Source organism: Nitrosospira sp. Nsp13 (genome assembly GCF_900101945.1).
GTDB classification, from domain to species: Bacteria; Pseudomonadota; Gammaproteobacteria; order Burkholderiales; family Nitrosomonadaceae; genus Nitrosospira; species Nitrosospira multiformis_D.
In genome coordinates, this window is the sequence record NZ_FMVD01000004.1 from 93,796 (window position 1) to 120,418 (window position 26,623).

The window sequence follows — 26,623 nt, forward strand, 5'->3', positions numbered from 1 at the left end:
ATGCGATAGATGAAACGATAGAATTTGCACCAACCTTGATTTTTTAGAAGAAGTCTTCTTTAATAATAATTATTGGCTCCTCAGTTCCTGCCAACGAATAGCAGGGTGTAATTGATGTTGCATTGACTTTGATATAAAAGCAGATTCCGTCAAGATCCAGGTAGAACCTGTCGGTTTTCTCTCACGGTGAGCGGGGTAGCTTGATGTTATTAGCAAAGCTCGAATACTGGGTGCCACTCCTCCACACTGTTCGAACCTATCGCATCGACTGGCTGCGCCCTGACTTTGTAGCGGGAATGTCGGTGGCGGCAATCCAGATACCTACCGCCATCGCCTATGCGCAGCTGGCTGGTTTCGGACCTGAGGTGGGGCTTTATGCAAGCATGCTGCCGTTAGTCGCCTACGCATTGTTTGGCAGCTCGCGGCAACTGATCGTCGGTCCGGATGCCGCGACTTGCGCCATCGTAGCAGCGGTACTGGTGCCGCTCGCCGCAGGCGATCCGGGCAAATATGCTCTCTTCTCTGCTATTTTAGGACTACTGGTAGGCGGGCTCTGCATTCTGGGTGGCATAACGCGGCTGGGTTTCCTTGCGGACTTCCTGTCACGACCCGTTCTGACCGGCTTAATGAACGGAATCGCTTTAAGTATTATCGTAGGCCAACTGGGAAAGGTTCTGGGGTTCTCCGCAGAGGCACACCGATTTTCTCTTATCATTCTGGAGTTTGCGTCCCGCTTGCGGGAAACGCACTTACCGACGCTGGCGCTCGGCGGTGGAGTTCTGGCGCTGATTCTGCTACTGGGGAAGAAGGCGCCGCGGGTACCGGGACCGCTTGCAGGTATTGTTTTGGGCGGACTGGCGGTTTATCTGCTGAACCTTGGTGCATACGACTTGAAACTAGTGGGATCAGTGCCTGCTGGTTTGCCGTCCTTATCACTGCCAGCAGCCGGTCTCGACGAAATTGAAGCACTCCTGAGCGGGGCGCTCGGTATAGCGGTCGTAAGCTTCTGTAGCGCAGTGCTGACAGCCCGTATTTTTGCAGCCAAAAACCACTATGTAATCGATGCCAACCGTGACCTTGTAGCACTCGGCGCTGCCAATGTCATGACTGGTCTGTCGCATGGATTTGTCATCAGCGGCGCTGACTCGCGCACTGCGGTAAATGACCTGGTGGGTGGCAAGACTCAGATAACGAGCCTGGTTGCCGCAGGGTGCACCGCATTGGTGTTGCTTTTTCTTACTGCGCCGCTGGCTTTTGTCCCTGTAGCGGCCCTGGGTGCGGTGTTGCTCGTTGCCGGCTTCAAGCTTCTGGACATCCGCAGCCTGCGGAAGGTCTATTCTCTCAGCCGATTCGAATTCTGGCATTCCATCGTGACCACTGTAGCTGTGATTGCACTGGGTATCGTGCCGGGCATTCTGCTGGCAATCAGCCTGGCCATAGCAAAGCTATTGCAGGCGGCTTCGCGCCCGAATGAAGCTATTATTGGCCGAGTACCGGGACTCGATGGTTACAACGAAATCACCGGGCAAGCGGGTGCAGAAACCCTCCCTGGCCTCCTCATATACCGGTTCGACGGGGCGCCGCTCTTTTTTAATGCCGATTACCTGAAGAGCCGCGTCCGCGCGCGGGTAAAAGAAGCGGGGCCTGATTTGCGCTGGTTTCTTTATGTGGCTGAACCGGCGAATTACCTGGATGTGACTGGCGCAGAGGCCCTGGAATCGCTGCGCGCGGAACTGGCAGAGCATGGGATTACATTTGCTATCGCCCGTCCGCGCGGTCGGTTCCTGAGCATGCTGAAACGATCCGGCCTGACTGACCGGATCGGCAGCAATCACATCTTTCCCTCAATCCGGAGCGCAGTACAAGCTTTTCTCAATAGTAGTCCCGTTGCAGCAGCACCTACTTCCACCTCGTCATCAACCTGAATGAAAGGAATTGTCATGGACAAGAAAACGAAGAAGGACAAAAAACAAGCGCAAGCTGTAGTCAGCGAGCCAGGCAGCACGACAAAAAAGATCAAGCTCAAGGAATATGAGCAGGAGATGTTCAAGCTTCACGCCGAATTGGTCAAGCTACAATTCTGGGCACAGCAAACCGGCGCACGGGTGATCGTAATATTCGAGGGGCGTGATGCCGCCGGCAAGGGCGGGGTTATCAAGCGAATCACTGAACGCGTGAATCCGCGCATATTTCGTACGGTAGCGCTGCCAGCGCCTACCGAGCGCGAAAAGACCCAGATGTACATGCAGCGCTACCTTGCACACTATCCCGCCGGGGGCGAGATAGTGATCTTTGATCGCAGCTGGTACAACCGGGCCGGCGTCGAGCGCGTAATGGGGTTCACCAGCGAAGAGAAGTGCAATCATTTTCTCAAGCTGGTTCCCGCATTCGAGAAGTATATCGTTGATGCTGGTATCATTTTGGTGAAGTATTGGTTTGAGGTGGGGATGGAAGAACAGACCCGGCGCTTCAAGCAGCGGATCAATGATCCACGTAAGCCTTGGAAGTTGTCGCCGATGGACCTGGAGGCACACCGCCGCTGGTACGATTACTCACGTGCGCGCGATGAGATGTTTGCCGCCACCGACAGTGAACATGCTCCCTGGTACGTGGTTAAATCGGACAACAAGCGGCGTGCACGGCTTAATTGCATTTCTCATCTGTTAAGCCTGATCCCCTACAAGGATTTACCGCGAAAGAAAATAAAATTGCCGCCGCGACAAAAATCGGATGGTTACCAGCCCTTGCAACATCCTTATCGCTATATACCTGAGAAATTCTAATGAGGTTCCAAGCAGGGCGGGGCGATGGGGTAGATTGAATTCCGAATATGCTTAAACTGTCGCGTTGTGACTTCATAAAAATATCAGTATAGTAAACCCGCTTTCTGATAATGGCTTAAGGGATAGTCTGCCAGCAAAGAGAGCGGTGAAAAATAAAAATAGCGGACAGCAAGCCGATAACCTATGATCAGAGAAGGAAAAAGTCTCGGTATGCGAGAAGCAAAAAAAAGAGCAACGCCGGGGCAGCGCCATTCCGCTGCACGTGATCGGTTTCCCTCTTAAACTGGGCTTGATATTGTCTTGAGCGAGGGGTCCACTTTATGAATATCCTTCCGTTAGAACGACGCACTCTCCATTCATATTCGCCGCACGGTACGTCGCTACTGCTGGCTGGCATGATTTTTACGCTTTTTACGGGGTGCAGCAAACCGCCACCCCCGGCCAGCAAGCCATCAGTAGAGGTAACCGCCGTCACTGTCGTGCCACAGGATACTCCGGTCGAGTTTGAATTCGTGGCACAAACGCAGAGTTCGCGCGAAGTTGAGATTCGCGCCCGGGTTGAGGGCTTCCTCGAAAAGCGTCTGTATACCGAAGGCGAAGTGGTAAAAGTGGGACAGAAAATGTTCCAGATGGACCGTAAACCATTTGAGGCTGCGCTGCAGTCGGCCAAAGGTCAACTGGCACAACAACAGGCACGGCTGAGTGTGGCCAAAGCAACTCTCGCCCGGGTAAAGCCGTTGACTGAGAAAAATGCGCTCAGTAAAAAAGATCTTGACGACGCGGTGGGTAACGAGCAGGAGGCGCAAGCGGCGGTATTCGCGGCGCAAGGAGAAGTACAAACCGCAGAACTGAACCTGAGTTATACCACGCTCTCTTCCCCGCTTGCCGGACTTTCAAGCTTCGCCAAAAAGCAGGAGGGCAGCTTTCTGACCCCCGGTGAAGGCGGATTGCTGACCTATGTGGCGCAACTCGACCCGATATGGGTCAACTTCAGCATGTCGGAGAATGAATTGCTCAAGTTTCGCGATGAAGTCGCTAAAGGACGGCTCAAGTTTCCCCCTCTCAGTCTATTCGAAGTTGAGGTAAGTCTCGCGGACGGCTCGGTATTCCCGAATCTCGGACGCATCAGTTTTTCCGATCCATCGTTTTCCAAGGAAACGGGTACTTTCCTGATACGCACGGAGCTTGCCAATCCCAAAGGGGAGTTACGTCCGGGACAGTTCGTGCGGGCTCACGTCAAAGGTGCGGTGCGCCCCAACGGCATTCTGATACCGCAGCGTGCGGTGCTGCAAGGGGCGAAAGGCCATTACGTATGGATCATAGACAAGGATGGCAAGGCTGAAAAACGTGAAATTGAGGCGGGCGATTGGCAGGGTGATAACTGGTTCATCAGTCATGGTCTGAACGCCGGTGAGCGCGTCGTGGTAGACGGCGCGATCAGGGTTTCTCCGGGTGCCGCGCTCAAGATAGCAGACACGCCCACCACCGCACCCGCCAATACGGTGAAGAGCGCACCCGATGGAACACCCCACTCATCGCCGGAACAGGAAGAACCTCAAACTAAACCACCATCCCCCAGTGAGAAACCAGCAGATTAAGCGAGCTACTAGATGAGCATCTCGCACTATTGCATCGACCGGCCGATATTCGCATCGGTCATTTCGATCGTCATCACACTGGCGGGTGCGGTGGCATTGTACAACCTGCCGGTTGCGCAGTACCCGGACATCACGCCAGTACAGATTTCAGTTGCGGCTACCTACCCCGGCGCATCAGCCGAGGTAGCTGCACAAAATGTCGCCGCTCCGATCGAACAGCAGGTCAACGGCGCGGACAAGCTACTGTACATGTCGTCGACGAGTTCGTCGGCCGGCCTTATGACACTGTCCGCTTTTTTTGAGATTGATGTCGATCCATCGCTTGCGCAGGTGGATGTACAAAACCGTGTGAACCTGGCATTGCCGCAGCTACCTTCCTCGGTGCAAGCTCAAGGTGTCTCGGTGCAGAAGAAATCTTCTGCATTCATGATGGTTATTTCGATTTATTCGCCGGACGAGCGCTACGATCCGAGTTATATCGCAAATTATGCAAGTATTTATGTACTCGATGCGATAAAACGCATCCCCGGCGCTGGTCAGGCGTCCATCTTCGGCATGCCCGACTATGCGATGCGCATCTGGCTCAAGCCGGATCGCATGGCCGCATTGGGTGTTACCGCCACCGATGTACAGCAGGCGGTTGCCAATCAGAACGAACAGTTCGCTGTCGGCAGCATCGGTCAGTCACCCACCAAGGGTGCGGTCGAACAATCGTTCGCCATCACCACCGAAGGCCGTTTGAGCACGCCGGCCGAATTCGACAATATCATCATCCGTGCCTCCAGTGGAGGGGCTGCAATTGTAAGATTAAAAGATGTCGGCCACGCAGAGCTTGGCCAAAAAGATTACTCCCTGCGCACCACTCGCCAAGGCAAGCCCGCAACTGCGATTGCAGTCTACCAGCAGCCAGGCGCCAACGCGCTCGACGTTTCAAAGGCGGTGCGCTCGACACTGGAGGGGATGAAAAGCTCGTTCCCTCAAGGTATCGAGTATGAAATCATCATGGACACCACCGCATTCACGCGCGCATCGATCGAATCCGTGATCCATACTTTCTTCGAAGCACTGGTACTCGTTGTGATGGTGGTGTTCCTATTCCTGCAAAACTTGCGCGCAACCCTGATCCCGGTCATCGCGGTACCGATTTCCATCATAGGCACGGCGATCGGAATGACCGCATTGGGGTTCTCGATTAATATGCTGACGCTGTTTGGCATGGTGCTTGCAATCGGTATTGTCGTCGACGATGCGATTGTGGTCATTGAGGCGGTCGAACACAACATGGCCAAGTATGGCTTGTCGCCGCGTGACGCGGCCAGAAAAGCAATGGATGAAGTCGGGGGCGCACTGATCGCAATTGTTCTGGTATTGTGTGCCGTGTTCATTCCCGTTGCGTTCATTCCCGGCATTACCGGCCAACTCTACAAGCAATTCGCAATCACGATCGCGATTTCAGTGGTGCTATCCGGCATCGTGGCGCTGACACTGTCGCCTGCCCTCGCGGCGTTGCTACTCAAACCCGGTCACAACGAGAAGAATCTTTTTTTCAAATGGTTCGATGCCAAATTTGCACGCATGACAGACGGCTATGTTCACGGTGTGCGGTTTATGATTAAACGCGTCAGCCTGGCACTCATGCTGTTCGCCGGCATGCTTGTCATTGCCTTCGGGCTGATAAAGCACATTCCCGGTTCGTTTTTGCCACCGGAGGATCAAGGGTACTTACTTGGGGCGGTTATCATGCCTGACGCAGCGGGCCTCGACCGCACCAGCGACGTCAGTCGACACGCAACCGACTATTTCATGAAGAACCCGGCGACCAAATCCATTGTGGTCATAGATGGCTACAGCCTGCTCGACAGCCAGAATAAAAGCAACGCCGCGGTATTTTTTGTGGGTTTCAAGGATTTTAAAGAACGTTACTCCTCCGATAACATCCGCACGCAGAACGCGCAGGCTGTAATGGTAGACGCTTCCAAAAGCTTCTCAGGAGTCAGGGAGGGGCTTATTCTACCGATCAATCCGCCTTCGATCCCGGGGCTGGGCACAACCGGCGGCATGGAAATGTATATCCAGAGCAAAGGCGACGCCAATAGCGCACAGATCGCGGAGGTCGTGCAGAAATACCTGGCCAAGGCCAAGGAGCGCCCGGAACTGACCAAGGTCGCCTCTACTTATAACGCGTTCGCACAACAGTTACGCGTCGATGTGGATCGTGAAAAGGCGGAAACGCTGGGTGTGCCGGTACAGGATGTTTATACCGCAATGCAGACCATGTTCGGCTCACTCTACGTATCGCAATTCGCCAAATTCAGTCGCCTGTTTCAAGTGATTATCCAGGGGGCGCCTGCTTACCGCTTGACGCCAAAGGATATCGACCGTATCTATGTACGCAGCAGGGATGGCAGCATGGTGCCCCTCAGCGCAGTCGCCACGACGCACTTTATCACCGGACCGGATATGGTCACGCGCTTCAACAATTTTCCAGCGGTAAAAATCACGGCCGAGCCCGCGCCAGGCTTCAGTTCAGGACAGGCCATCGCGGCAATGGAAGAAACCGCGGCGGAGATTTTGCCGGTTGAATATGGCAGCGAATGGAGCGGCCAAACCTATGAGGAAAAGAAATCGGGCGGCGCCTCAGCGATTGTGTTCGTATTTGGCTTGATCATGGTATTCCTGATCCTCGCGGCACAATACGAGAAGTGGTCGTTGCCGCTGGGTGTGCTGACCGCGGTCCCATTCGCGCTGTTCGGAGCGTTGCTTGCGATCTTGCTACGCGGGCTCAATAATGATATTTATTTCCAGATCGGGCTGACGATGCTGGTCGCGCTTGCCGCCAAGAATGCGATCCTGATCTTCGAATATGCGGTGATGAACCGCGAAGCCGGTCAATCAGTCTATGATTCAGCCATCAACTCGGCGCGGGACCGGCTACGACCAATCGTGATGACATCGCTCGCCTTCATCCTGGGCTGCGTGCCGCTGGCGATCTCAATGGGCGTCTCCGCCAACAGCAAGCATTCAATTGGGACCGGAGTCATTGGCGGTATGCTGGGTGCCACGGTGATCGCGGTATTCTTCATCCCGATGTTCTACTGGGCGATTGAAACGCTGTCCGAAAAAATGGGTAGCAAGCGGAAGGCCACAGCTACAGGCAGCCCAGTTCCTGTAATGGCTCCTGAAGCCGTTCCAAAGAATACGAGTGAGGGAGATTGAATGCCGAATTCCGTCATTTCGCCTGCACGCCTGCTCTGCCTGACGCTGATGCTCATGCTTGGCGGCTGCATGTTTGGGCCCGATTACCGGCGTCCCGAGATTGACGCGCCCAAGGCATTCCGTTTCGACAACAAGCAAGTGCAGGATATCGCCGATACCATGTGGTGGGAGCAATTCCAGGATCCTGTCATGAACGATCTGATCAAGGCAGCTCTGGCGGAAAACAAGAACGTCGGTATCGCTGCGGCACGCATTATGGAGTTCCAGGGCCACTACGGCGCCACACGCTCGGAACTGTTTCCGCAGATCGGTGGACAGGTTGGCGCAAGGCACAATAAACTCAACTCGCTCACGCTTCCTCCTCCCCTTGCATCCAATACTACTCGATCATGGGAACTTTACACTGTGTCGATCAACGCAAGTTGGGAGCTGGATATCTGGGGCCGCATACGGCGACTGAGCGAGGCTGCGCGCGCACAACTGCTTGCTTCCGAAGAAGGTCGCCGTGCGACGATATTGACACTTGTCTCCTCGGTTGCATCGTCTTACATCAATCTGTTAGCGCTTGATCGGCAGCTCGAGATCGCAAAAAGGACGGCGGCCAGCCGTGCGCAATCGGTGGAGGTGTTCGAGCTGCGTTTTGCCGGCGGCGTCATTTCGCAGATGGAGCTTGCGCAAATCCAGTCGCAATACGAGGTGGCCGCGGCCGCGATCCCCCCACTTGAGTCCCAAATCGCGCAGCAGGAAAACGCACTCTCGGTGCTGCTCGGCCGCCCTCCCGGCCCGATTCCGCGCGGAAGGGAGCTCAAGGAGCTCAACCTCCCGGTAGTGTCGGCAGGGTTGCCTTCCGAGTTGCTCGTGCGCCGTCCTGACCTTCAGCAAGCCGAACAGAAACTGATCGCAGCCAACGCGGAAATTGGCGCGGCGCGTGCGCTCTATTTGCCGAGAATTTCCCTGACAGGTCTACTCGGCGTAGCAAGTAACCATCTCTCAGGCATGTTTTCCAGCCCTGCGCGCCTTGCGGCATTTGGTGTGGTGACTTCGATACCGATTTTTACGGCGGGCGGTATCGCTGGCCAGGTAAAGCAAGCTGAAGGACGGCATCAACAAGCGCTGTTGCAGTATGAGCAAGCGATCCTGGTCGCGTTTAAAGAAGTAGAGGATGCGCTCATATCCGTGCAGAAGACACGTGAGCAGCTCACCCCTCAGAGTCGCCGGGTCGACGCACTACGTGACTATAACGAGATGGCTCGATTGCGTTACGACGAAGGCTACACCAGCTACATCGAAGTGCTTGATTCCGAGCGCAGTCTGTTCGAGGCTGAAACCAGCTTCGCGCAAATTCAGGGCACGGTATTCGGTTCACTTATCAATCTCTACATGGTACTTGGCGGGGGATGGGTAGCCGAGGCCGACCAAGTATCGAAGCAAGCGGTGCCAGTCAACAATTGAAGAGCGTTTCAGAAAGTTCAGGATTCAGGATAATTCAACCGAGGAGGATTAGACCATGGATGAATCGACGGAAGAAAAGGGGGTCGTACTGGCTCTGCTGGAGAGATTCCAAACGCAAAGGCTTCCGCGAGCGCTTGCAATCAAAGAAAGAATTGATCAAGGTGGATTACTCGATGAGTTCGATATTACATTCCTTGAAACGATTTTTAGAGAATTCGCCAACATCAGGACGATGGTCGGCAAACATCCGGAATACGAACCCCTGGTTGGTCAAGTGATACACATGTACCATGAAATTACCGCCAAGGCGCTGGAAAACGAAAAGGCAAAGGGGGATTAACTGTAATTTCCCGCCGACCTTGCCATCCAATTAATCCAAGCCGCCTGTTTGACTAGGAACACAACCTACCACACGTTAAGGACGTGTTCTTTAACGTTGACGTATGATCATGTCAGCGGCAGGAAATTTATATTTGGTTCGCCCCGGGTACTGCTGAGCAGTGGTCATAGGCTACTCGGCGGCAGTTCCGCCTCCGCTTCCTTCGCCTCTCCATCAGCGATCCAGGCATTCGTCAGCGTGTAAGTTACCGCAAGAATGACCGGACCAATAAACAGACCAATGATGCCGAAGGTAAGGATGCCACCCAGCACGCCTATCAGAATCAGAAGTATCGGCAAATTGGCACCCCGTCTGATCAAGACAGGGCGCAAGACATTGTCCATCAAGCCGACAAGAATGGCCCACACCAGCAGTATGAAACCCCATGTTTGATCGCCTTGATAAAACAGCCAGATAACCCCGCCTAGTAATGGTATGCCCGGGCCTACCTGGATAATACAAAAGAACAGCATAATGGCAGTCAGCACACCGGCAAACGGCACCCCGGCAGTCCATAGGCCAAGGCCGCCCAGCGCCGACTGAGCAATGGCGGTGAAAACGATACCTAATGCGACGGCGCGAATGGATTGACCGGCGAGTTGAACCGCATCCTCACCGCGTGGACCAGCCAAGCGTCTGGCAAAGCGGGCGACACCGGCAACTGCTATTTCACCGCGGGCATAAAAAATAGCAGAAACTATTAAAGTGAGTAGCAGGTGAATAAACAGCATGGCCACACTATTCATCTGACTTAGCGCCCAGTTGGCAATTCTGCTGGCATAAGGCTGGATTTTGTCGGTAAGGCTGGCGGCACCCGCATTCGAGATGGCTTGCCATTCATTCCAGAGGCGCTCGCCCACTAGCGGAATGCCACGCAACCAGTCTGGTGGAACCGGCAAATGATAGTTCGGCAAGTTTCTTACCAGATTGGCCACGTTGACGGCATTATCAATGATCGTGCTGATCGCCATGGCTAAAGGCAGTCCAATAATCACTGCCATGGCCAATACCATTACTGCCACCGCTGGACCCCGCCGCCCACCCAAACGCCGCTGCACCATAATCATGATCGGCCACGTTGCCACGACTATCATGGTCGCCCAGATCGCCGCGGGCAAAAAGGGCTCCATCACCCACAGACTACCCGCGATTAGCAGGCTGATGACGAGCACGCTGAGCAAATTACTGGTAAGGTCGGGCCTCTTAATCAAAGAAATACTCCTGCAAGACGACTATATGCCATACGCACCAAGCTGAAAGATGTTCCATGACTACCGTATCATAGCTCTCTTGATAAAAAGTTGATATTCCTGATCGATCATCAGGAATATACCGTCCTTTCATTTTAAGCATAGCTCATATCCAGAAATCTTGTGTAAACAGAATGACCGAGAAACACCAAGTTTCATGCGTTGGCCGGTAGCGCCACGTCCGATTCCTTTTATTAACCCGGCAGTACCAAAGCTTGGACCTAAATCCGGCTGTTAACCATGCATCTTTCAGTTTAACACCATGTCCTGTAATAATTTTTTACATCACGGACCTGCACCTTTGTGGCGAGCCCTGCTATAAGGTGGGTTTAGGAAAAAACCCATGCCGGTCTGGCTTCATTTGCTGATAGCAAAATCTCCCGTCACTTGATAAAATCAAGATTCTTCTCCAACCAATTCAACTCACCACTACATTCAGGATCATTCATGACCGCCAAACATTTTTATCCCGCCAAAAAAGTCAGCACGTTCTATCCCCCCCAACGTGTTTTGATGGGGCCGGGACCGTCGGATACCCATCCCCGCGTATTATCCGCCATGGCCCGCCCGACACTGGGTCACCTTGATCCAGTGTTCACGGATATGATGGAAGAATTGAAGAGCCTGCTGCGTTATACCTTTCAGACCTCTAATTTACTGACCTTCCCAGTTTCTGGCCCAGGCTCTGTCGGGATGGAAATGTGTTTCGTCAACATGGTCAACCCTGGCGATAAGGTGATTGTGTGCCGCAACGGCGTATTTGGCGGGCGCATGATCGAGAACGTGCAACGCTGCGGCGGTATCGCAGTGGTGGTGGAAGACAAGTGGGGAGCCCCGGTTGATCCACAGAAAGTGGAAGATGCACTGAAACAGAATCCCGATACGAAGATCGTTGCTTTCGTTCATGCTGAAACATCCACCGGTGCGCTGTCGGACGCGAAATTACTATGCGAAATTGCGCATCGCCATAATTGCCTCACCATTGTGGATACCGTCACTTCACTGGCCGGTTCCCCCCTCAAGGTTGACGAGTGGAAGATCGACGCCATTTATTCCGGCAGCCAGAAATGCCTGTCATGTCCGCCAGGCTTATCGCCTGTAAGCTTTTCGGAGCGTGTGGTGGAACTGGTCAAAAATCGCAAGGGTAAAGTACAAAGCTGGTTTATGGATTTGAACCTGCTGCTCGGCTACTGGGGCACCACCCGCACTTACCATCACACTGCTCCCACCAATGCGCTCTATGCATTGCATGAGGCCCTGGTCATGCTGTATGAGGAAGGGCTGGAACATTCCTGGGCGCGTCATCAGCGTAACCACACGGCGCTGAAAGCGGGGCTGGAAACGCTCGGTATCGAGTATCTGGTGGAAGAGAAATCCCGCCTGCCCCAGCTCAATTCGGTCTACGTGCCGGACGGCATCGATGAGAAGGAAGTACGCCGCCGGTTGCTCGCAGATTATAGTCTGGAAATCGGTGCGGGGCTGGGCGACCTCGCCGGAAAGATCTGGCGTTTCGGTCTGATGGGCTACTCGAGCAAAATGGAAAACGTGATGCTATGCCTGAACGCGCTGGAAACGGTATTCTCTGACATGGGTAAGAAAATTGAATACGGTACAGCCGAGTCGGCGGCGCATTACGCTTATGCGGCCAATCCCCTGCCTCGGCAGGCCGCTCCGGTAAAAGCGGTAGCGGTGGCTTGATCAATAATACCAGGCCAGACAGACCCATTTCTCCCTCCCTACGCAATAAGAGGGAGAAATGTTGTCTGCTCCATTTGGCGTTACAATCCCAAGCGTTGCCAGATGGTAGTTGTCAACCCTGCTGAATTCAACGTATAAAAGTGCAATCCCGGCGCGCCCGCGCTAAGCAGCCTGTCGCATAAGTCGGTCACGACATCCAGCCCGAACGCGCGTATTGATGCACTGTCATCTCCATATCCTTCCAGTTTTTTCCTGATCCAGCGCGGGATCTCCGCACCGCAGGAATCCGAGAATCTCGCCAGCTGGGAGAATTTATTGATTGGCATGATACCGGGCACGATTGGAACGCCGATACCCATCTCTTCACACGCTTCAATGAAATTGAAGTAGGCATCGGCATTGTAGAAATACTGGGTGATAACGGAATCCGCTCCTGCCTCCACCTTGCGCTTGAAGTTCAGCAAGTCATCCTGTGCCGAGTCCGCCTGAGGATGACATTCCGGATATGAAGCCACTTCGATATGGAACGCATTACCAAATTCCTTACGGATGAAGCTCACCAGTTCATCTGCGTAGCGAAATTCTCCCCACTGCGCCATGCCTGAGGGCAAGTCGCCACGCAAGGCGACAATATGACGAATACCCCCGTCTCGATATTTTTGCAACATGGTACGAATATTCTCTCTGGTCGAGCCGATGCAGGAAAGATGGGGTGCGGCCGCATATCCTTCCGCCTGAATTTCCAGCACTGTTTCAAGGGTGCGGTCCCGGGTCGAACCTCCCGCGCCAAATGTCACCGAAAAAAACTTTGGGTTAAGTTGCGCCAATTGTTTGCGCGTAGCACGCAGCTTCTCTATCCCCTCCCGCGTTTGCGGTGGGAAAAACTCGAAACTGAAAGTGGGAGCGAATTTTTTTTGTGATTCCATTGTTTGTCAGTTGCGGCGATGCAAAGACATAGAGATGATAAAAGGTGAAAGATAGAGATTATCTATCCCTTATCAGCTCCGTACGCTTCATAACCCAGAAAACCGGATAAGCCCCTGCTTGCCAGCAGGGGCGCGAGCGCGATTTTGCCCTTAAAATCAATACCGGTACATTGCCGGCTTATAGGGTCCGCTTTTATCCAGATTCAAGTATTTTGCCTGTTCGTCAGTCAGTTCGGTAAGTCTGACCCCCAGCTTCTTGATGTGCAGTCGCGCCACCTTTTCATCCAGGTGCTTGGGCAGCACATAGACATTCTTTTGGTAGTTGGCGCCATTTTGCCAAAGCTCCATTTGTGCGAGTACTTGATTGGTGAATGAACTGGACATGACAAATGAAGGATGGCCGGTGGCGCAACCCAGATTCACCAGACGTCCCTGCGCCAACACGATAATACGCCGGCCTGTTGGGAAAATAACATGATCTACTTGCGGCTTGATGTTTTCCCATTGGTATTTCTGGACGGAGGCAATGTCTATTTCAGAATCGAAATGGCCGATGTTGCAAACGATGGCCTGGTCTTTCATTCTCAGCATGTGATCATGGGTAATGACGCGCAGATTGCCCGTGGCAGTAACGAAAATGTCAGCCTGATCGCAAACTTCGTCCATGGTGACGACACGATAACCTTCCATGGCGGCTTGCAGCGCGCAAATCGGATCAATCTCGGTAATCCATACGGTCGCTCCCAGACCACGCAGGGATTGAGCGCAGCCTTTACCCACATCCCCATAGCCACACACCAGCGCAATCTTGCCGGCAATCATTACATCGGTAGCACGCTTGATGCCATCCACCAGCGACTCACGGCAACCATAAAGATTGTCGAACTTGGACTTGGTGACCGAATCATTGACGTTGAATGCCGGAAATGGCAGTTCGCCTTTCTTTTGCATTTCGTACAAACGGTGAACGCCAGTAGTGGTTTCCTCCGTTACACCACGAATATTGGCGAGTCTGCTGGAATACCAGCCAGGCTGAGCATCCAGCCTTTTCCGGATTGCCGCGAACAATGCGTGTTCTTCTTCATTGGCGGGATTAGCGATGACCGACGGGTCTTTTTCCGCCCTGCTGCCGAGAATGATCAGCAGCGTTGCATCGCCACCATCGTCCAGAATCATATTGGGCGTACTGTTCACACTCGATTTCCCGTCACCAGACCATTCAAAGATACGGTGGGTATATTCCCAATAATCATCCAGCGACTCACCCTTGTAGGCAAACACCGGAATACCTTCCGCTGCGATCGCCGCCGCTGCATGATCCTGGGTGGAAAAAATATTGCACGAAGCCCAGCGCACTTCCGCACCCAACTTGATCAGGGTCTCGATCAGTACCGCCGTCTGAATAGTCATATGGAGGGAACCGGCAATACGCGCACCTGCCAGAGGTTTCGCATCGGCATATTCTTCACGTAGCGCCATCAGACCGGGCATTTCGGTTTCGGCGATGGCTATTTCCTTGCGCCCCCATCCCGCCAGGGACATGTCGGCGACTTTATAATCGGTAAATTCGCTATTGGTAAGCGTAGAAGCAGGTATAGGTGTAGATGAACTGAGCACAGCGTTCATGGAATAATCTCCTGAAAAATGAACGAGCGCCGTTATTGCGATCCTCCCCCGCCGAGCCTCACGGGACTCTGCCCGCTGCAGCGCTCCTCAACCGGGGAGGGATTTAAACTGACATGAACCTATTGCTTATGCTTCAACCGCTATCTCGATCCCCGCATCGGTGCGAAGTTGCGCGGCTTTGTCGGTAGCTTCCCAGGTGAATTCCGGTTCGTCCCGACCAAAGTGACCATAGGCAGCTGTTTTCTGGTAAATTGGCCGCAGCAGATTAAGCGTATGAATAATAGCACGCGGACGCAAATCGAAATGCCGCTCGATCAGCTTGACGATTCTATCGTCGGAAATTTTGCCGGTTCCGTAAGTATCAACCATCAGCGAAACCGGCCGCGCCACACCAATAGCATAGGCTATCTGGACTTCACACCTGCTGGCGATCCCTGCGGCAACGATGTTCTTGGCTACATAACGCCCGGCATAGGCCGCGGAGCGATCCACCTTGGAGGGATCCTTACCTGAGAAAGCGCCGCCGCCATGATGGGCCGTCCCACCATAGCTGTCCACGATAATCTTGCGGCCAGTCAATCCGCAGTCACCCATCGGCCCCCCCACGACGAAGCGGCCGGTAGGGTTGACCAGGTAACGGGTCTGACTATTCAGCATATTTTTCGGAAGTACCGGTTTAATGATTTCCTCGATGACCGCTTCACTCAGTTCCGCGTGGGGAATATCCGGATTGTGCTGGGTGGATATCACCACCGTTTCGATGCGTTGCGGCTTTCCGTTCAGATAGCGCACCGACACCTGCGATTTGGCATCCGGACGCAGCCATGGCAGGCGTCCATCTTTTCTCAGTTCTGCTTGCCGCTCCATCAGGCGATGAGCATAGTAAATCGGCATCGGCATCAGTTGCGGCGTCTCGTCGCATGCATAGCCAAACATCAGCCCCTGGTCGCCCGCCCCTTGATCCATTTCTTCTTCTTTGGTGCGATTTACCCCTTGCGCAATATCAGCGGACTGTTTGTTGAAGGCAGTCAATACAGCACAAGTATGATAGTCAAATCCGATATCGGAGCTGTTGTAACCGATACGCTTGACGGCCGCGCGCGCGACTTGCATATAGTCGACGTTGGCCTCGGTGGTAATTTCACCCGACATAACGATCAGACCCGTGCTGCACAGGGTCTCGCAAGCTACTCGGGCATTGGCATCCTGGGCCAGGATGGCATCCAGGATTGAGTCGGAAATCTGATCGGCCACCTTGTCGGGGTGACCTTCAGACACGGATTCGGAGGTAAAAAGATATTCACTCATATTGTCCAGCCGCATATAGTTTTATAAAGGGACTGTAGGATACCAAATTACGTGCATATTAAGAAGACAGACTATAGTACAACCCACGGGGCTGCTCTTCCCGCATATCCGCGCAATGTTGAACTTCTCTTTCGTACAGTATAGGTAGCCACGGTCCTTGCCAAGCTCAAATTGTATACTCGATCTTTCTCTTTCCGCATCCCCGCCGCGCAACACACCCACTCCGCTGACCGCGCTTCATCCTCAACCGGATTTATAGCGAAGGAATTGATAGTGCCAGCGCAGCAGCCGATTGACAGGGGTATCTTCCTGTAACAAACTCACGCTGGGGAATATATATTCGTTGGCTTTCCGCTGAGAATCGATGAATCGTCCAATGAAACCGGCGGCTTATTAATGAAACTCAAGTTTACTAAAATGCATGGGCTGGGCAATGATTTTGTCGTTATTGACGGGATAAATCAATCTCCATTTCTGAAGCCGGAGCAATTGCGGCTGCTCGCCGATCGTCATTTTGGCGTCGGCTGTGATCAGATTCTGTTGATAGAGGCTGCTGAAGGCGACGCTGATTTTCGCTATCGCATTTTCAATGCCGATGGCGGCGAGGTGGAACAATGCGGTAACGGTGCGCGCTGCTTCGTTCGCTATGTGCATGACCGGGGTTTGACAAATAAAAATGAAATTCGCGTGGAAACACATGGCGGCCTTATCGTTCCCCGGTTGGAGGCCAACGGCGAAGTTACCGTCAATATGGGCACACCGAGGTTTGAACCAGAGGAAATTCCCTTTATCGCCGAAAAACGCGCACTGACTTATCCACTCGATATCGGCGGCAGGCAGATAGAAATCAGCGCCGTTTCCATGGGTAATCCTCACGCAGTGCAATGGGTAGCAGACGTGGATCATGCTCCGGTATTGACTGAAGGTGTGCTGATTGAGCGCCATCCCCGTTTCCCCAGGCGGGTCAACGCCGGATATATGCAGGTGATAGATCGCGGTCATATCCGGTTACGGGTGTATGAGCGCGGTGCGGGTGAAACACTGGCTTGCGGCACAGGAGCTTGCGCCGCCGTGGTGACGGGTATTCAACGCGGGTTACTGGGATCAGCGGTTACAGTCAGTTTTCGTAGCGGCGATTTATTCATCCGCTGGGAAGGCGAAAATCAACCGGTCTGGATGACGGGTCCCGCTATTACCGTGTTTGACGGAGAGATCAATTTGGGGATCGCTGAATAAGTCGGTCGGAAGCGCGAGGATATATAGGGGTTCCTTAAAGTTTAACCAGGGGAAAACATGAAACTCAGCTCGGAAGAAGTCGCCCAATATCTACGGGAATACCCCCAATTTTTTGACGAGTATGCCGGCATGCTGGCGGATATTCAGGTTCCTTACGCGCATGACGGCAGAGCCATTCCCATCAGCGAGCGGCAAATCGTCGCACTACGGGATAAAAACCACATCCTGCAGAGCAAGTTGGGTGAATTGATCAGATTTGGCGAGGAAAATAGCGTCATCAATCAAAAAATGCATCGTCTCGCCGTCATGCTGCTTACTTTCACGTGTCTGAATGATTTACTACATCGACTGAATTTTAATCTACGGGAGGATTTCTCCATACCTCATATGGCGCTAAGATTATGGAATATAACCGCCGAAGATCCGGCGCTTCCGGAATTTACTCAAACGAGTGCTGATGTTCACATCGTGGTGGAGAGTCTGCTGCATCCTTATTGCGGTCCCCATGTACTGGATGAAATCAAAGATTGGTTCGGGGAAAGCGCTGTTCGCCTGCGCTCGTTTGCGATGATACCTCTGCGAGCGGAGCAAACCATCGGTCTGCTGGTAATGGGAAGCGAAGACCCCCAGCGCTTTTATCCGGAAATGGGAACTCTGTATCTGACACAGCTTGGGGAACTGGTAAGCGCCGCATTGGCCCGATACAGACCGGCTGGACAATTCTAGAAATCGAAAAAACGTATGAATATCCGAAAATAACGCGGACATAATGGCCCCTATGACGTCCGGAGATAATCAGGCTGCGCTAGCCGCCGCCTATCTTTCCCATCTTGTCAATGAACGGCGCTTGTCATCGCTCACTTGCGAAAGTTATGCGCGTGATATTGCCGTCCTGCTCAACTTCGCGCATGAAACATCGCTTGATCAATTGCGAATTCATCATATTCGCCGCTTTGTCGCGCAACGCCATGGAAAAGGATTTTCCGGAAAAAGTCTGGCCAGAATGCTATCAGCATGGCGTGGCTTTTACCGCTACCTGGCACGTGATTACGGCTATGCTTGCAATCCGTGCGCCGGGGTCCACGCCCCAAAATCGCCCCGAAGCTTGCCCCATACGCTTTCACCCGACGAGGCCGCGAAGCTACTGGACTTCCCTGTTGATAATGACTCCATGGCATTACGAGACAAGGCCATGTTCGAGCTGTGTTATTCCTCTGGACTCCGGCTGGCGGAGCTTACTGGCCTGCAGCCCAAGGATGTGAGTTTTTCCGACGGCACAGCGCGCGTTACCGGCAAAGGCGGCAAGATCCGTATAGTGCCCATAGGCAGCCAGGCGGCGCGCATCCTGCGCGAATGGCTAAAATTGCGCGAAGTGCTGATCAAACCCGGCGCGACCGCGCTATTCTTGTCGCGGTACGGAAGAAACATCAGTCCGCGATCCATCGGTCAGCGGTTAAAAATTCAGGCGGCGCGGCAGGGAATCGGCACCAATATTCATCCCCACGTTCTGCGGCATTCATTTGCCTCCCATCTGCTGCAGTCCAGCGGCGACTTGCGCGCAGTGCAGGAGATGCTGGGACACGCCAGCATCAGCACCACGCAAATTTATACCCATCTTGATTTCCAGCATTTGGCGAAAGTCTACGATGCGGCGCATCCGCGTGCCAGGAAGAAGAAGAAAGGTTGAACCTGGAGAGGTAGCGCGGATCCTGATAGTCTACCTAATTCATAGCGCTTAAACTGAGAAATGGCTTAAAAATGAGCGATCAACCGCCGGATTTAGGTATAATCTGCGCTCTCACTCATATTGCGCTAATACATGCCAGAATTTCGCGGTACCACCATACTTTCGGCGCGGCGCGGCACGCAAGTGGCGCTCGGAGGCGATGGCCAGGTAACCTTGGGCGCCATCGTAGCCAAGGCCAGCGCTCGCAAGGTGCGCAGACTCTACCATGACAAAATTCTTGCGGGATTTGCGGGTGGCACAGCCGACGCTTTTACCTTGTTCGAACGGTTTGAAGGCAAGCTTGAGAAACATCAGGGACACCTCATGCGTTCGGCGGTGGAACTGGCGAAGGATTGGCGCACTGACCGCATTTTACGCCGGCTGGAAGCAATGCTGGTTGTTGCGGATCCCGAAACCACACTGATCATTACGGGATCGGGTGATGTGATTGAGCCCGAGCTGGGGCTTGCTGCAATCGGCAGCGGAGGCTCTTACGCTCACTCCGCGGCGCGCGCGCTCCTGGAAAACACCAGCCTGACGCCGCTGGAAATCGTCAAGAAGTCGCTTACCATAGCGGGCGACTTGTGTATCTATACTAATCAGAACCATATAATCGAAGTTCTGGAGTAGTGTGCAAGCTCAACACAAACGGTGAGACGTAGTGAATACAAGGGTAGATACGGTATCTTTTACCGAACGCCTCCGGCGAAGCGTCCTTTACTCCCGTATATCCGCTTAAACCTGCTTCTCATCTTAGGTTTCACCTATCCCGCCACTTTATCACTGATACCCTGAAACCATGTCCCAACTGACTCCGCAGGAAATCGTCCATGAACTGGACAAGCACATTATCGGCCAAGATGCCGCCAAGCGCTCGGTGGCCATTGCGCTCAGAAATCGCTGGCGCAGGCAACAGGTAATGGATCCTCTACGGCAGGAAATCACGCCAAAAAATATCTTGATGATCGGTCCTACTGGAGTCGGCAAGACCGAGATCGCACGCCGTCTCGCGAAACTCGCCGATGCGCCATTCATCAAGGTGGAAGCCACCAAGTTCACTGAAGTCGGTTATGTAGGGCGCGATGTGGACTCCATCATTCGCGATCTGGTGGAATCCGCCATCAAGCAGTCCCGCGAACAGGAAACCCAGAAGATGAGGGCTCGCGCGGAAGACCATGCTGAAGAGCGTATCCTCGACGCGTTGCTGCCAGCGGCGAGAGAGATGGGCTCTCAAATGGAAGCGGATGAAGGCGACAATACCACCCGGCAGAAATTCCGCAAGAAACTGCGCGAAGGGGAACTCAACGACAAAGAAATTGAAATCGAAATTTCAGCGGCGCATGCCCACATGGAAATTTTTGCGCCACCGGGAATGGAAGAGCTGACCACGCAAATTCAAGGTATGTTCCAGAATCTGGGTGGGGAAAGAAAAAAAACCCGTAAGCTGAGAATCCGTGAGGCAATGAAACTTATTACCGATGAAGAAGCCTCCAAACTCGTCAATGATGAGGAATTGAAACTTCGCTCAGTGCAGAATGTTGAACAGAACGGTATTGTGTTCCTCGACGAAATCGACAAGATCACCAGCCGCTCGGAGACTTCCGGAGCGGATGTATCGCGCCAGGGCGTACAACGGGACCTGTTGCCGCTGGTGGAGGGCACCACGGTTTCCACGAAATACGGCATGATCAAAACTGATCATATCCTGTTCATCGCCAGCGGCGCATTCCATCTCGCCAAGCCTTCCGATCTGATTCCCGAATTGCAGGGCCGTTTCCCCATTCGCGTCGAACTGGCCAGTCTTAGCGCTCACGATTTTGTACAAATCCTCACCAATACCGACGCCTGTCTGACACGCCAATATGAGGCACTGCTGGAAACTGAGGGAATCAAGCTGGAATTTACACCCGATGCGGTTAAACGCCTGGCGGAAATCGCTTTTGCGGTTAACGAAAAAACCGAGAATATTGGCGCGAGACGTCTTTACACCGTGATGGAAAAACTTCTGGAAGACGTTTCCTTTGATGCCGAGAAACATAGCGGCGATACCGTCGTCATTGATGCCGCATACGTGGATGTACGACTCAATAGCCTATCCCAAAGCGAAGATTTAGCCCGCTACGTACTTTAACCCGGACGTTTCATAAATTCGGGATTTATTCAGTAGCTCTTGATCCTGGCTTCGCGCATCTCAGCCAAACAGCGCGCGCCAGGGTGTGATCTGTTACAATCCCAACCTGCGGCGTTTGCTCCAAGTCTTCACGCCGCCCACTCTGTTTTTCAAACTATATCCGTCTGCCTAAGACTGGCGCCTCGTTACCGGGGCGACAGGCCGATGTTACCCCAGGAGTTTTATGTCTTTCTCTATCTTCGGCCTGTCCGATGAAATCATTCGTGCCGTGACTGAATGCGGCTATACCGACCCAACCCCCATTCAGCTGCAAGCGATCCCCGCCGTGCTCGCTGGCGGCGACTTAATGGCCGGGGCTCAAACCGGCACTGGCAAAACCGCCGGCTTTACCTTGCCCATCCTGCATCGTTTGTCCGATAAAAGCGTAAAAGGACCATCCAGCGGCCGTCCGCCGATACGTGCACTCATTCTCGTTCCCACGCGCGAACTGGCGGCACAGGTGGAAGAAAGTATCCGGGAATACGGCAAATACTTGAAACTGAATTCGATGACGATGATCGGCGGGGTCAGTATTAATCCTCAGATTACTCGCCTGAAGAGCCGTGTGGACATTCTTGTAGCCACTCCGGGGCGCTTGCTGGATCATGTGCAGCAACGAACTGTCGACTTGTCACGTGTTGAAATCCTGGTACTGGATGAAGCGGACCGTATGCTCGACATGGGCTTCATTCGCGAAATCAGAAAAATACTCGCGCTACTGCCTAAACAGCGGCAGAGTCTGCTTTTCTCGGCAACTTTCTCCGACGAAATCCAGACGCTGGCTGCCAGTTTGCTGAACAAGCCGGTGAAAATTGAGGCGGCGCGCCGCAACGCCACTGCCGATAATGTAACGCATGCGGTCCATCCGGTAGACCGTGAAAGAAAGCGTGATCTGCTTGCCTATCTCATTAAGAAGCACCATTGGTCGCAGGTGCTCGTGTTTACCCGCACCAAGCATGGCGCCAACAAGCTGGCGGAGTATCTGATCAAAAGCGGTATCCCGTCACTTGCCATACATGGCAACAAAAGCCAATCGGCGCGCACCCGCGCACTGGCTGAATTCAAGACGGGTAGCCTGCAGGTGCTGGTGGCAACCGACATCGCGGCGCGTGGAATAGATATTTCCGAACTACCCCATGTGGTCAACTTCGAGTTGCCTAACGTGCCGGAGGATTACGTCCATCGCATCGGACGCACTGGCCGTGCCGGGTCTGACGGCGATGCCGTGTCGCTGGTCTGTGTGGATGAGTTTAAACTGTTGACTGACATTGAAAGGCTGATCAAGCGAGAATTATCTCAACAGATCATCGCGGGTTTCGAGCCCGACCCGCGCATTAAAGCCGAACCGATTATGAATGGGAGCAACGGCGGGCAACGCCGCACACCACCGGAGCTACCGGGACGGCATGGCCGTACCCAACGAAAGAGCCAGCCAGGTACCAAACCACCAGCAGCCAGGATACCCGCAAAACCCGCTGCGGGTCGCATACCCACGCTGCATCGTTCGGGCGGGCGTGGCCGTTAATCCGATTTGTTCTCGTTACAACGTGATGCAAGGCACGATGGCAGCCAGCGTCTGAATTACACGAACTGACCCGCCGCATGACCAGACGCCCAAGCCCACTGAAAATTGAATCCACCCAGATGTCCCGTCACATCCACGACTTCGCCAATAAAATATAATCCGGGTATTTTTCTTGCTTCCATCGTCTTGGATGACAATTCACGGGTGTCCACCCCGCCCAGTGTCACTTCCGCTTTTTTATATCCCGCGGTGCCGCTGGGTGTGATTTGCCAATTATGCAATTGCGCGGCGATCTGCCTCAATCCGGTTTCACTGTACCGGTTTATCGGCTGGGCAGGCTGATCCCGCATAATATCGTCGCACCAGGCCTGTGCAAAGCGTCTGGGTAGATATTGCGTTATCAGCTTGGATAGCAGTCCCGTGCTGTGCCTGTGATCGAGCAGCCACGCCGCCGCGTCGAGATCCGGCAGCAGATTGATATGAATTGGGATTCCCGGTTGCCAATAGGAAGAAATCTGCAATATTGCGGGACCGCTCAAACCACGGTGTGTGAGTAATAGATTCTCCCGAAAGCAGGCGCCATTACAACTCACCGCCGCGTCAATTGCGACACCTGGCAGCCCTGCGACGCTGCTGGCTAGCTGACCCTGCGCGAAAGTCAGCGGAACAAGTGCTGGCTGCAGCGGCGTAACAGTAATGCCAAATTGCTCGGCGACACGATAGCCGAAGGGGCTTGCACCGATTTGTGGGATGGACAAGCCCCCTGTTGCGATGACCAATGAATCGGCCATCAAGATGCCGCAGTCGGTTTCCAGCATGAATCTGCCGGGGGCTGTATCGGCATGGATGCGGCTTATGTTGTTCACTCGACATGGCATTTGCCATTCGACGCCCGCCGCATCGCACTCATGCCGCAACAAGTCAATTATTTGCTGCGAGCTGCTGTCGCAAAATAATTGCCCCAGTTTCTTTTCGTGATAATGGATGCCATGTTTCTCCACCAACGTGATAAAGTTTTGCGGGGTGAAGCGTGCCAACGCGGATCGGCAGAAATGCGGATTGTGTGACAGGAAATTTTCCGGCCTGGTGTGGCGATTGGTGAAATTACACCGTCCCCCACCGGAAATACGAATTTTTTCCGCAAGCTTCGATGCATGATCCAACAGCATGACCGAGCGTCCACGCTTACCGGCCTCGATCGCGCACATCATCCCGGCCGCCCCAGCGCCTATCACTATTACATCCTTTTTTATTTTCATTCGATGTAACTGAACTGGATCCGGCAGGTGCTACTCCCCCACCTTGCGCCATACGCTGGCAAACCACGGCTGCTGCGCGCACGGCCGGCCGACGGGACGGTAATAGTGGGTAATTTCGACGAATTCGGCAGCGGCCATATAGCCTCGCCACCTTTCAATATCATGATATACGCCATAACGCCCGTGGGTCCAGCCCTCTTCGTCGTTCCCGCGCGGGTTGGAACTGAACAGCACGCCGCCCGGTTTCAGCGTCTTACACAACTCCGTCAGCACACGTGGCAGCTCACTGCCGGGAACATGAAACAGCGAAGCATTAGCGAATATGCCGTCGAAGTATTCATGCGGCAAATCGAGTCCGAGAAAATCCTGGTGCCACACTTCACAGCCGGTATGGCTGCGAGCCATCTCAACGAAGCGCGGTGCACCCTCAAGTCCGATCGCGATATGGCCGAGTTCGGTAAATACCTTGAGATCACGGCCCGGTCCGCAGCCAAAATCCAGTATGGTATAAGGTGATTTACCCTCGATGTATTTCAGCAACGCCGCGATATTCTGGTCGACGTCATGATCTTTCGTTCCTTCCCAGAAATGCTCGGCGTGCTCGTTGTAGTGGGCGAGCGTAAGGGAAGAAATATTCTTCAGGTCCAGCGGGTCGAGCTTCATGTGATGTTCGTATGTGCCGTCATAATAATCAAGTTTTTGTCACATCTCATACCCCAATTTGCGGAAACAAGAGAAATACGATGCTCAGAGATGCAATATCCGGTGTTCGGCGGGAGGTCTCTGATTTCCGCGTTGGGGGTATTCATACTGCCCGGGAATGTGGGAAACCCGCTTCGAGTTACGGAGAAACCCGGCGCATTACATTGTGTCCCCTAACGCAGAACACCCAGCAGCGCGCCCCGCGCCTGTAAATCACGCATAATTGCCAGCCCTCCCTGAATCACGACTTCAGGCGAGGGATGATGACTTTCCGTGGCAACAATTTCGAGTGCCGTTTGACCTGTATGCTCGGCGGTTTCTAACAGGCTCATTAGCCGCGAGGTAAATGCGTTGATTTCGGTGAATCGAATCTGATCGCTGTTATCGCGGAATACCAGTAAATAGGTTTCTATGGGCATGGTTCGTGCGCGCGGGCTGATACGATGCACGGGCCACCGGTAACAAAGATTGGCGAGTGCCGGGTTTAGAGCGGGACGTTGTTCCAGCAGGCTGCCGCCGGGATCGATGCAGTCCCAATTCGGAGCATCCGTTGAAACGGATAGTACCAGTTCCACCCATTCGTAGTGCGCAAGTTCCAGCATGAATTCCGGATAATCCGCCGGTGACGTCCATTCCGTTTGCAGGAATTGAATAAACTCATTGGGTATTTCCCTGAAAAAAGGCGAGCGGCTGCGATGCAGGGCAAGGAACGCACGCACGAGCCTCCTCCAACGACGCATTCCAAGTACTTTTCTGAGTACGGGAAAGCAGGTCAACAGGAAGCTCTCAACGTTGTTGTAAACCAGCCTTCTATATATCCGCATACGCGCTGCTTCAACGCCACGCGGACAAGCGTTCGCCTTAGGGTCACGGATATGTGCGGTAAAGGCGTACTGGAAGCGCTGAAATTCAGGAAGCGGCGCGGACATGGTTCGCACCCGCATATCGAGTCTGAGTCAGACCGATGCGCTCGACCTCATGCATCAGTTCATGCAGGGGGGGAATATTGAAGTCGCGCTCCAGCAACGTGGGCGCTATGCCGTGAATGCGGTAAGTTTGATCCAGCAATGACCATACCGGATCAATTACGTCCGCGCCATGAGTGTCAATAATCAGATTTTCCGCTTCATTGTAATGCCCGGCCATATGCATGTAGACAATGCGTTCCGTAGGCATCGCGCAGATAAATTCGATGGGATCATAAGCATGATTAACGCTGTTGACGTACACGTTGTTGATGTCAAGATGCAGGTCGCAGTCCGCTTCGGTTAATACAGCGCGGATAAAGTCTGCTTCACTCATCTCGGTAATAGGCGATCGCACGTAAAACGAGGCATTTTCCAGCGCAATGCGACGCCCCAGGATATCTTGAGCACGGCGAATGCGTGTGGCAACATATTTCACTGCTTCTTCGGTAAAGGGTATGGGAAGCAAATCATAGAGATGACCATCATCGGAACAGTACGAGAGATGTTCTGTATAAAGGGAAATCTGATGCTGATCCAGGAATTGCCGGATCTTGTGCAGCAACTCCTCATCCAACGGCGCCGGGCTACCAATGGAGAGTGAGAGTCCATGACAGACAAAGGGGTAACGCTCCGTGAAGCGGCGCAAATCCCGCCCCGTCACACCACCGAAGTCGATCCAGTTTTCCGGCGCGATTTCAAAGAAGTCGATAGCGGCGGGAACACACTTTTTTAGCTCAGGAATTAATTCCCGCCGAAAGCCCAGCCCTACGCTGGCACGGCACAGGGATTCCACCACGGATT

Annotated in this window: 21 protein-coding genes and 1 riboswitch; of the genes, 13 read left to right on the forward strand and 8 right to left on the reverse strand. The window is 53.5% G+C overall.

Going from position 1 to position 26,623, the window contains the following annotated elements:
- Positions 1–203 precede the first annotated feature (203 nt).
- From BLO43_RS06635 to BLO43_RS06660, 6 genes are all read left to right on the forward strand, one after another.
- Positions 204–1,925, forward strand: coding sequence for a SulP family inorganic anion transporter (locus BLO43_RS06635; protein ID WP_090906397.1), 1,722 nt, complete (start codon positions 204–206; stop codon positions 1,923–1,925).
- Positions 1,926–1,940: 15 nt separating this feature from the next.
- Positions 1,941–2,783: a polyphosphate kinase 2 gene (gene ppk2, locus BLO43_RS06640; protein WP_090906398.1), complete on the forward strand. Its 843-nt coding sequence runs from the start codon at positions 1,941–1,943 to the stop codon at positions 2,781–2,783.
- A 320-nt stretch (positions 2,784–3,103) separates the two neighbouring features.
- Positions 3,104–4,381, forward strand: a complete 1,278-nt coding sequence (locus BLO43_RS06645; RefSeq protein ID WP_090906399.1) for an efflux RND transporter periplasmic adaptor subunit — start codon at positions 3,104–3,106, stop codon at positions 4,379–4,381.
- Positions 4,382–4,393: 12 nt separating this feature from the next.
- Complete coding sequence (locus tag BLO43_RS06650; RefSeq protein WP_090906400.1) at positions 4,394–7,597, forward strand: efflux RND transporter permease subunit; 3,204 nt, start codon at positions 4,394–4,396, stop codon at positions 7,595–7,597.
- Positions 7,598–9,049 carry an efflux transporter outer membrane subunit gene (locus BLO43_RS06655; protein WP_090906401.1) on the forward strand — a complete coding sequence of 484 codons (1,452 nt, stop codon included), beginning with the start codon at positions 7,598–7,600 and terminating at the stop codon, positions 9,047–9,049.
- A gap of 55 nt (positions 9,050–9,104) precedes the next feature.
- The gene (locus BLO43_RS06660) at positions 9,105–9,389 is read left to right on the forward strand and encodes a hypothetical protein (RefSeq protein WP_090906402.1); all 285 of its coding nucleotides are present in this window, start codon (positions 9,105–9,107) and stop codon (positions 9,387–9,389) included.
- A 164-nt stretch (positions 9,390–9,553) separates the two neighbouring features.
- Here BLO43_RS06660 and ydiK read toward each other — a convergent pair whose 3' ends face one another.
- On the reverse strand, positions 9,554–10,639 hold the full coding sequence (ydiK, locus tag BLO43_RS06665) for an AI-2E family transporter YdiK (RefSeq protein WP_217628039.1): 1,086 nt from the start codon (positions 10,637–10,639) through the stop codon (positions 9,554–9,556).
- 486 nt (positions 10,640–11,125) lie between these two features.
- On the opposite strand from ydiK, the gene BLO43_RS06670 reads away from it, so the two are divergent.
- Positions 11,126–12,376, forward strand: a complete 1,251-nt coding sequence (locus tag BLO43_RS06670) for a pyridoxal-phosphate-dependent aminotransferase family protein (RefSeq protein WP_074630876.1) — start codon at positions 11,126–11,128, stop codon at positions 12,374–12,376.
- Between the two features lie 80 nt (positions 12,377–12,456).
- Here the strand turns inward: BLO43_RS06670 and metF are convergent, their stop codons facing one another.
- The 3 genes from metF to metK all read right to left on the reverse strand — a co-directional run bounded on the left by metF (position 12,457) and on the right by metK (position 16,236).
- Positions 12,457–13,302, reverse strand: a complete 846-nt coding sequence (gene metF / locus BLO43_RS06675) for a methylenetetrahydrofolate reductase [NAD(P)H] (protein ID WP_074630875.1) — start codon at positions 13,300–13,302, stop codon at positions 12,457–12,459.
- 156 nt (positions 13,303–13,458) lie between these two features.
- On the reverse strand, positions 13,459–14,928 hold the full coding sequence (gene ahcY / locus BLO43_RS06680; protein ID WP_090906404.1) for an adenosylhomocysteinase: 1,470 nt from the start codon (positions 14,926–14,928) through the stop codon (positions 13,459–13,461).
- Between the two features lie 17 nt (positions 14,929–14,945).
- A riboswitch (S-adenosyl-L-homocysteine riboswitch) is annotated at positions 14,946–15,023 on the reverse strand.
- Between the two features lie 31 nt (positions 15,024–15,054).
- The gene (gene metK, locus BLO43_RS06685; protein ID WP_090906405.1) at positions 15,055–16,236 is read right to left on the reverse strand and encodes a methionine adenosyltransferase; all 1,182 of its coding nucleotides are present in this window, start codon (positions 16,234–16,236) and stop codon (positions 15,055–15,057) included.
- Between the two features lie 396 nt (positions 16,237–16,632).
- On the opposite strand from metK, the gene dapF reads away from it, so the two are divergent.
- From dapF to BLO43_RS06715, 6 genes are all read left to right on the forward strand, one after another.
- A complete protein-coding gene (gene dapF, locus BLO43_RS06690; protein WP_090906406.1) occupies positions 16,633–17,472 on the forward strand; it encodes a diaminopimelate epimerase in 840 nt (279 codons plus the stop codon).
- A gap of 57 nt (positions 17,473–17,529) precedes the next feature.
- Positions 17,530–18,198, forward strand: coding sequence for a DUF484 family protein (locus tag BLO43_RS06695; RefSeq protein ID WP_090906407.1), 669 nt, complete (start codon positions 17,530–17,532; stop codon positions 18,196–18,198).
- Between the two features lie 52 nt (positions 18,199–18,250).
- Positions 18,251–19,159: a tyrosine recombinase XerC gene (xerC, locus tag BLO43_RS06700; protein ID WP_090906408.1), complete on the forward strand. Its 909-nt coding sequence runs from the start codon at positions 18,251–18,253 to the stop codon at positions 19,157–19,159.
- A gap of 132 nt (positions 19,160–19,291) precedes the next feature.
- Positions 19,292–19,828 carry an ATP-dependent protease subunit HslV gene (hslV, locus tag BLO43_RS06705; RefSeq protein WP_004176575.1) on the forward strand — a complete coding sequence of 179 codons (537 nt, stop codon included), beginning with the start codon at positions 19,292–19,294 and terminating at the stop codon, positions 19,826–19,828.
- A 169-nt stretch (positions 19,829–19,997) separates the two neighbouring features.
- Positions 19,998–21,329, forward strand: a complete 1,332-nt coding sequence (gene hslU / locus BLO43_RS06710) for an ATP-dependent protease ATPase subunit HslU (protein WP_090906409.1) — start codon at positions 19,998–20,000, stop codon at positions 21,327–21,329.
- 223 nt (positions 21,330–21,552) lie between these two features.
- Positions 21,553–22,893, forward strand: a complete 1,341-nt coding sequence (locus tag BLO43_RS06715) for a DEAD/DEAH box helicase (protein ID WP_090906410.1) — start codon at positions 21,553–21,555, stop codon at positions 22,891–22,893.
- A 56-nt stretch (positions 22,894–22,949) separates the two neighbouring features.
- Here BLO43_RS06715 and BLO43_RS06720 read toward each other — a convergent pair whose 3' ends face one another.
- From BLO43_RS06720 to BLO43_RS06735, 4 genes are all read right to left on the reverse strand, one after another.
- On the reverse strand, positions 22,950–24,146 hold the full coding sequence (locus tag BLO43_RS06720; protein WP_254773376.1) for a BaiN/RdsA family NAD(P)/FAD-dependent oxidoreductase: 1,197 nt from the start codon (positions 24,144–24,146) through the stop codon (positions 22,950–22,952).
- A gap of 36 nt (positions 24,147–24,182) precedes the next feature.
- Entirely contained in the window at positions 24,183–24,815 is a 633-nt protein-coding gene (locus BLO43_RS06725) for a class I SAM-dependent methyltransferase (protein WP_090906412.1), read from the reverse strand.
- A gap of 212 nt (positions 24,816–25,027) precedes the next feature.
- Positions 25,028–25,783, reverse strand: coding sequence for an HvfC family RiPP maturation protein (locus tag BLO43_RS06730; protein ID WP_090906413.1), 756 nt, complete (start codon positions 25,781–25,783; stop codon positions 25,028–25,030).
- Positions 25,764–26,615: an HvfB family MNIO-type RiPP peptide maturase gene (locus BLO43_RS06735; protein ID WP_090906527.1), complete on the reverse strand. Its 852-nt coding sequence runs from the start codon at positions 26,613–26,615 to the stop codon at positions 25,764–25,766. Before BLO43_RS06735 ends, BLO43_RS06730 begins: the two co-directional genes overlap by 20 nt.
- Between the last annotated feature and the right edge of the window lie 8 nt (positions 26,616–26,623).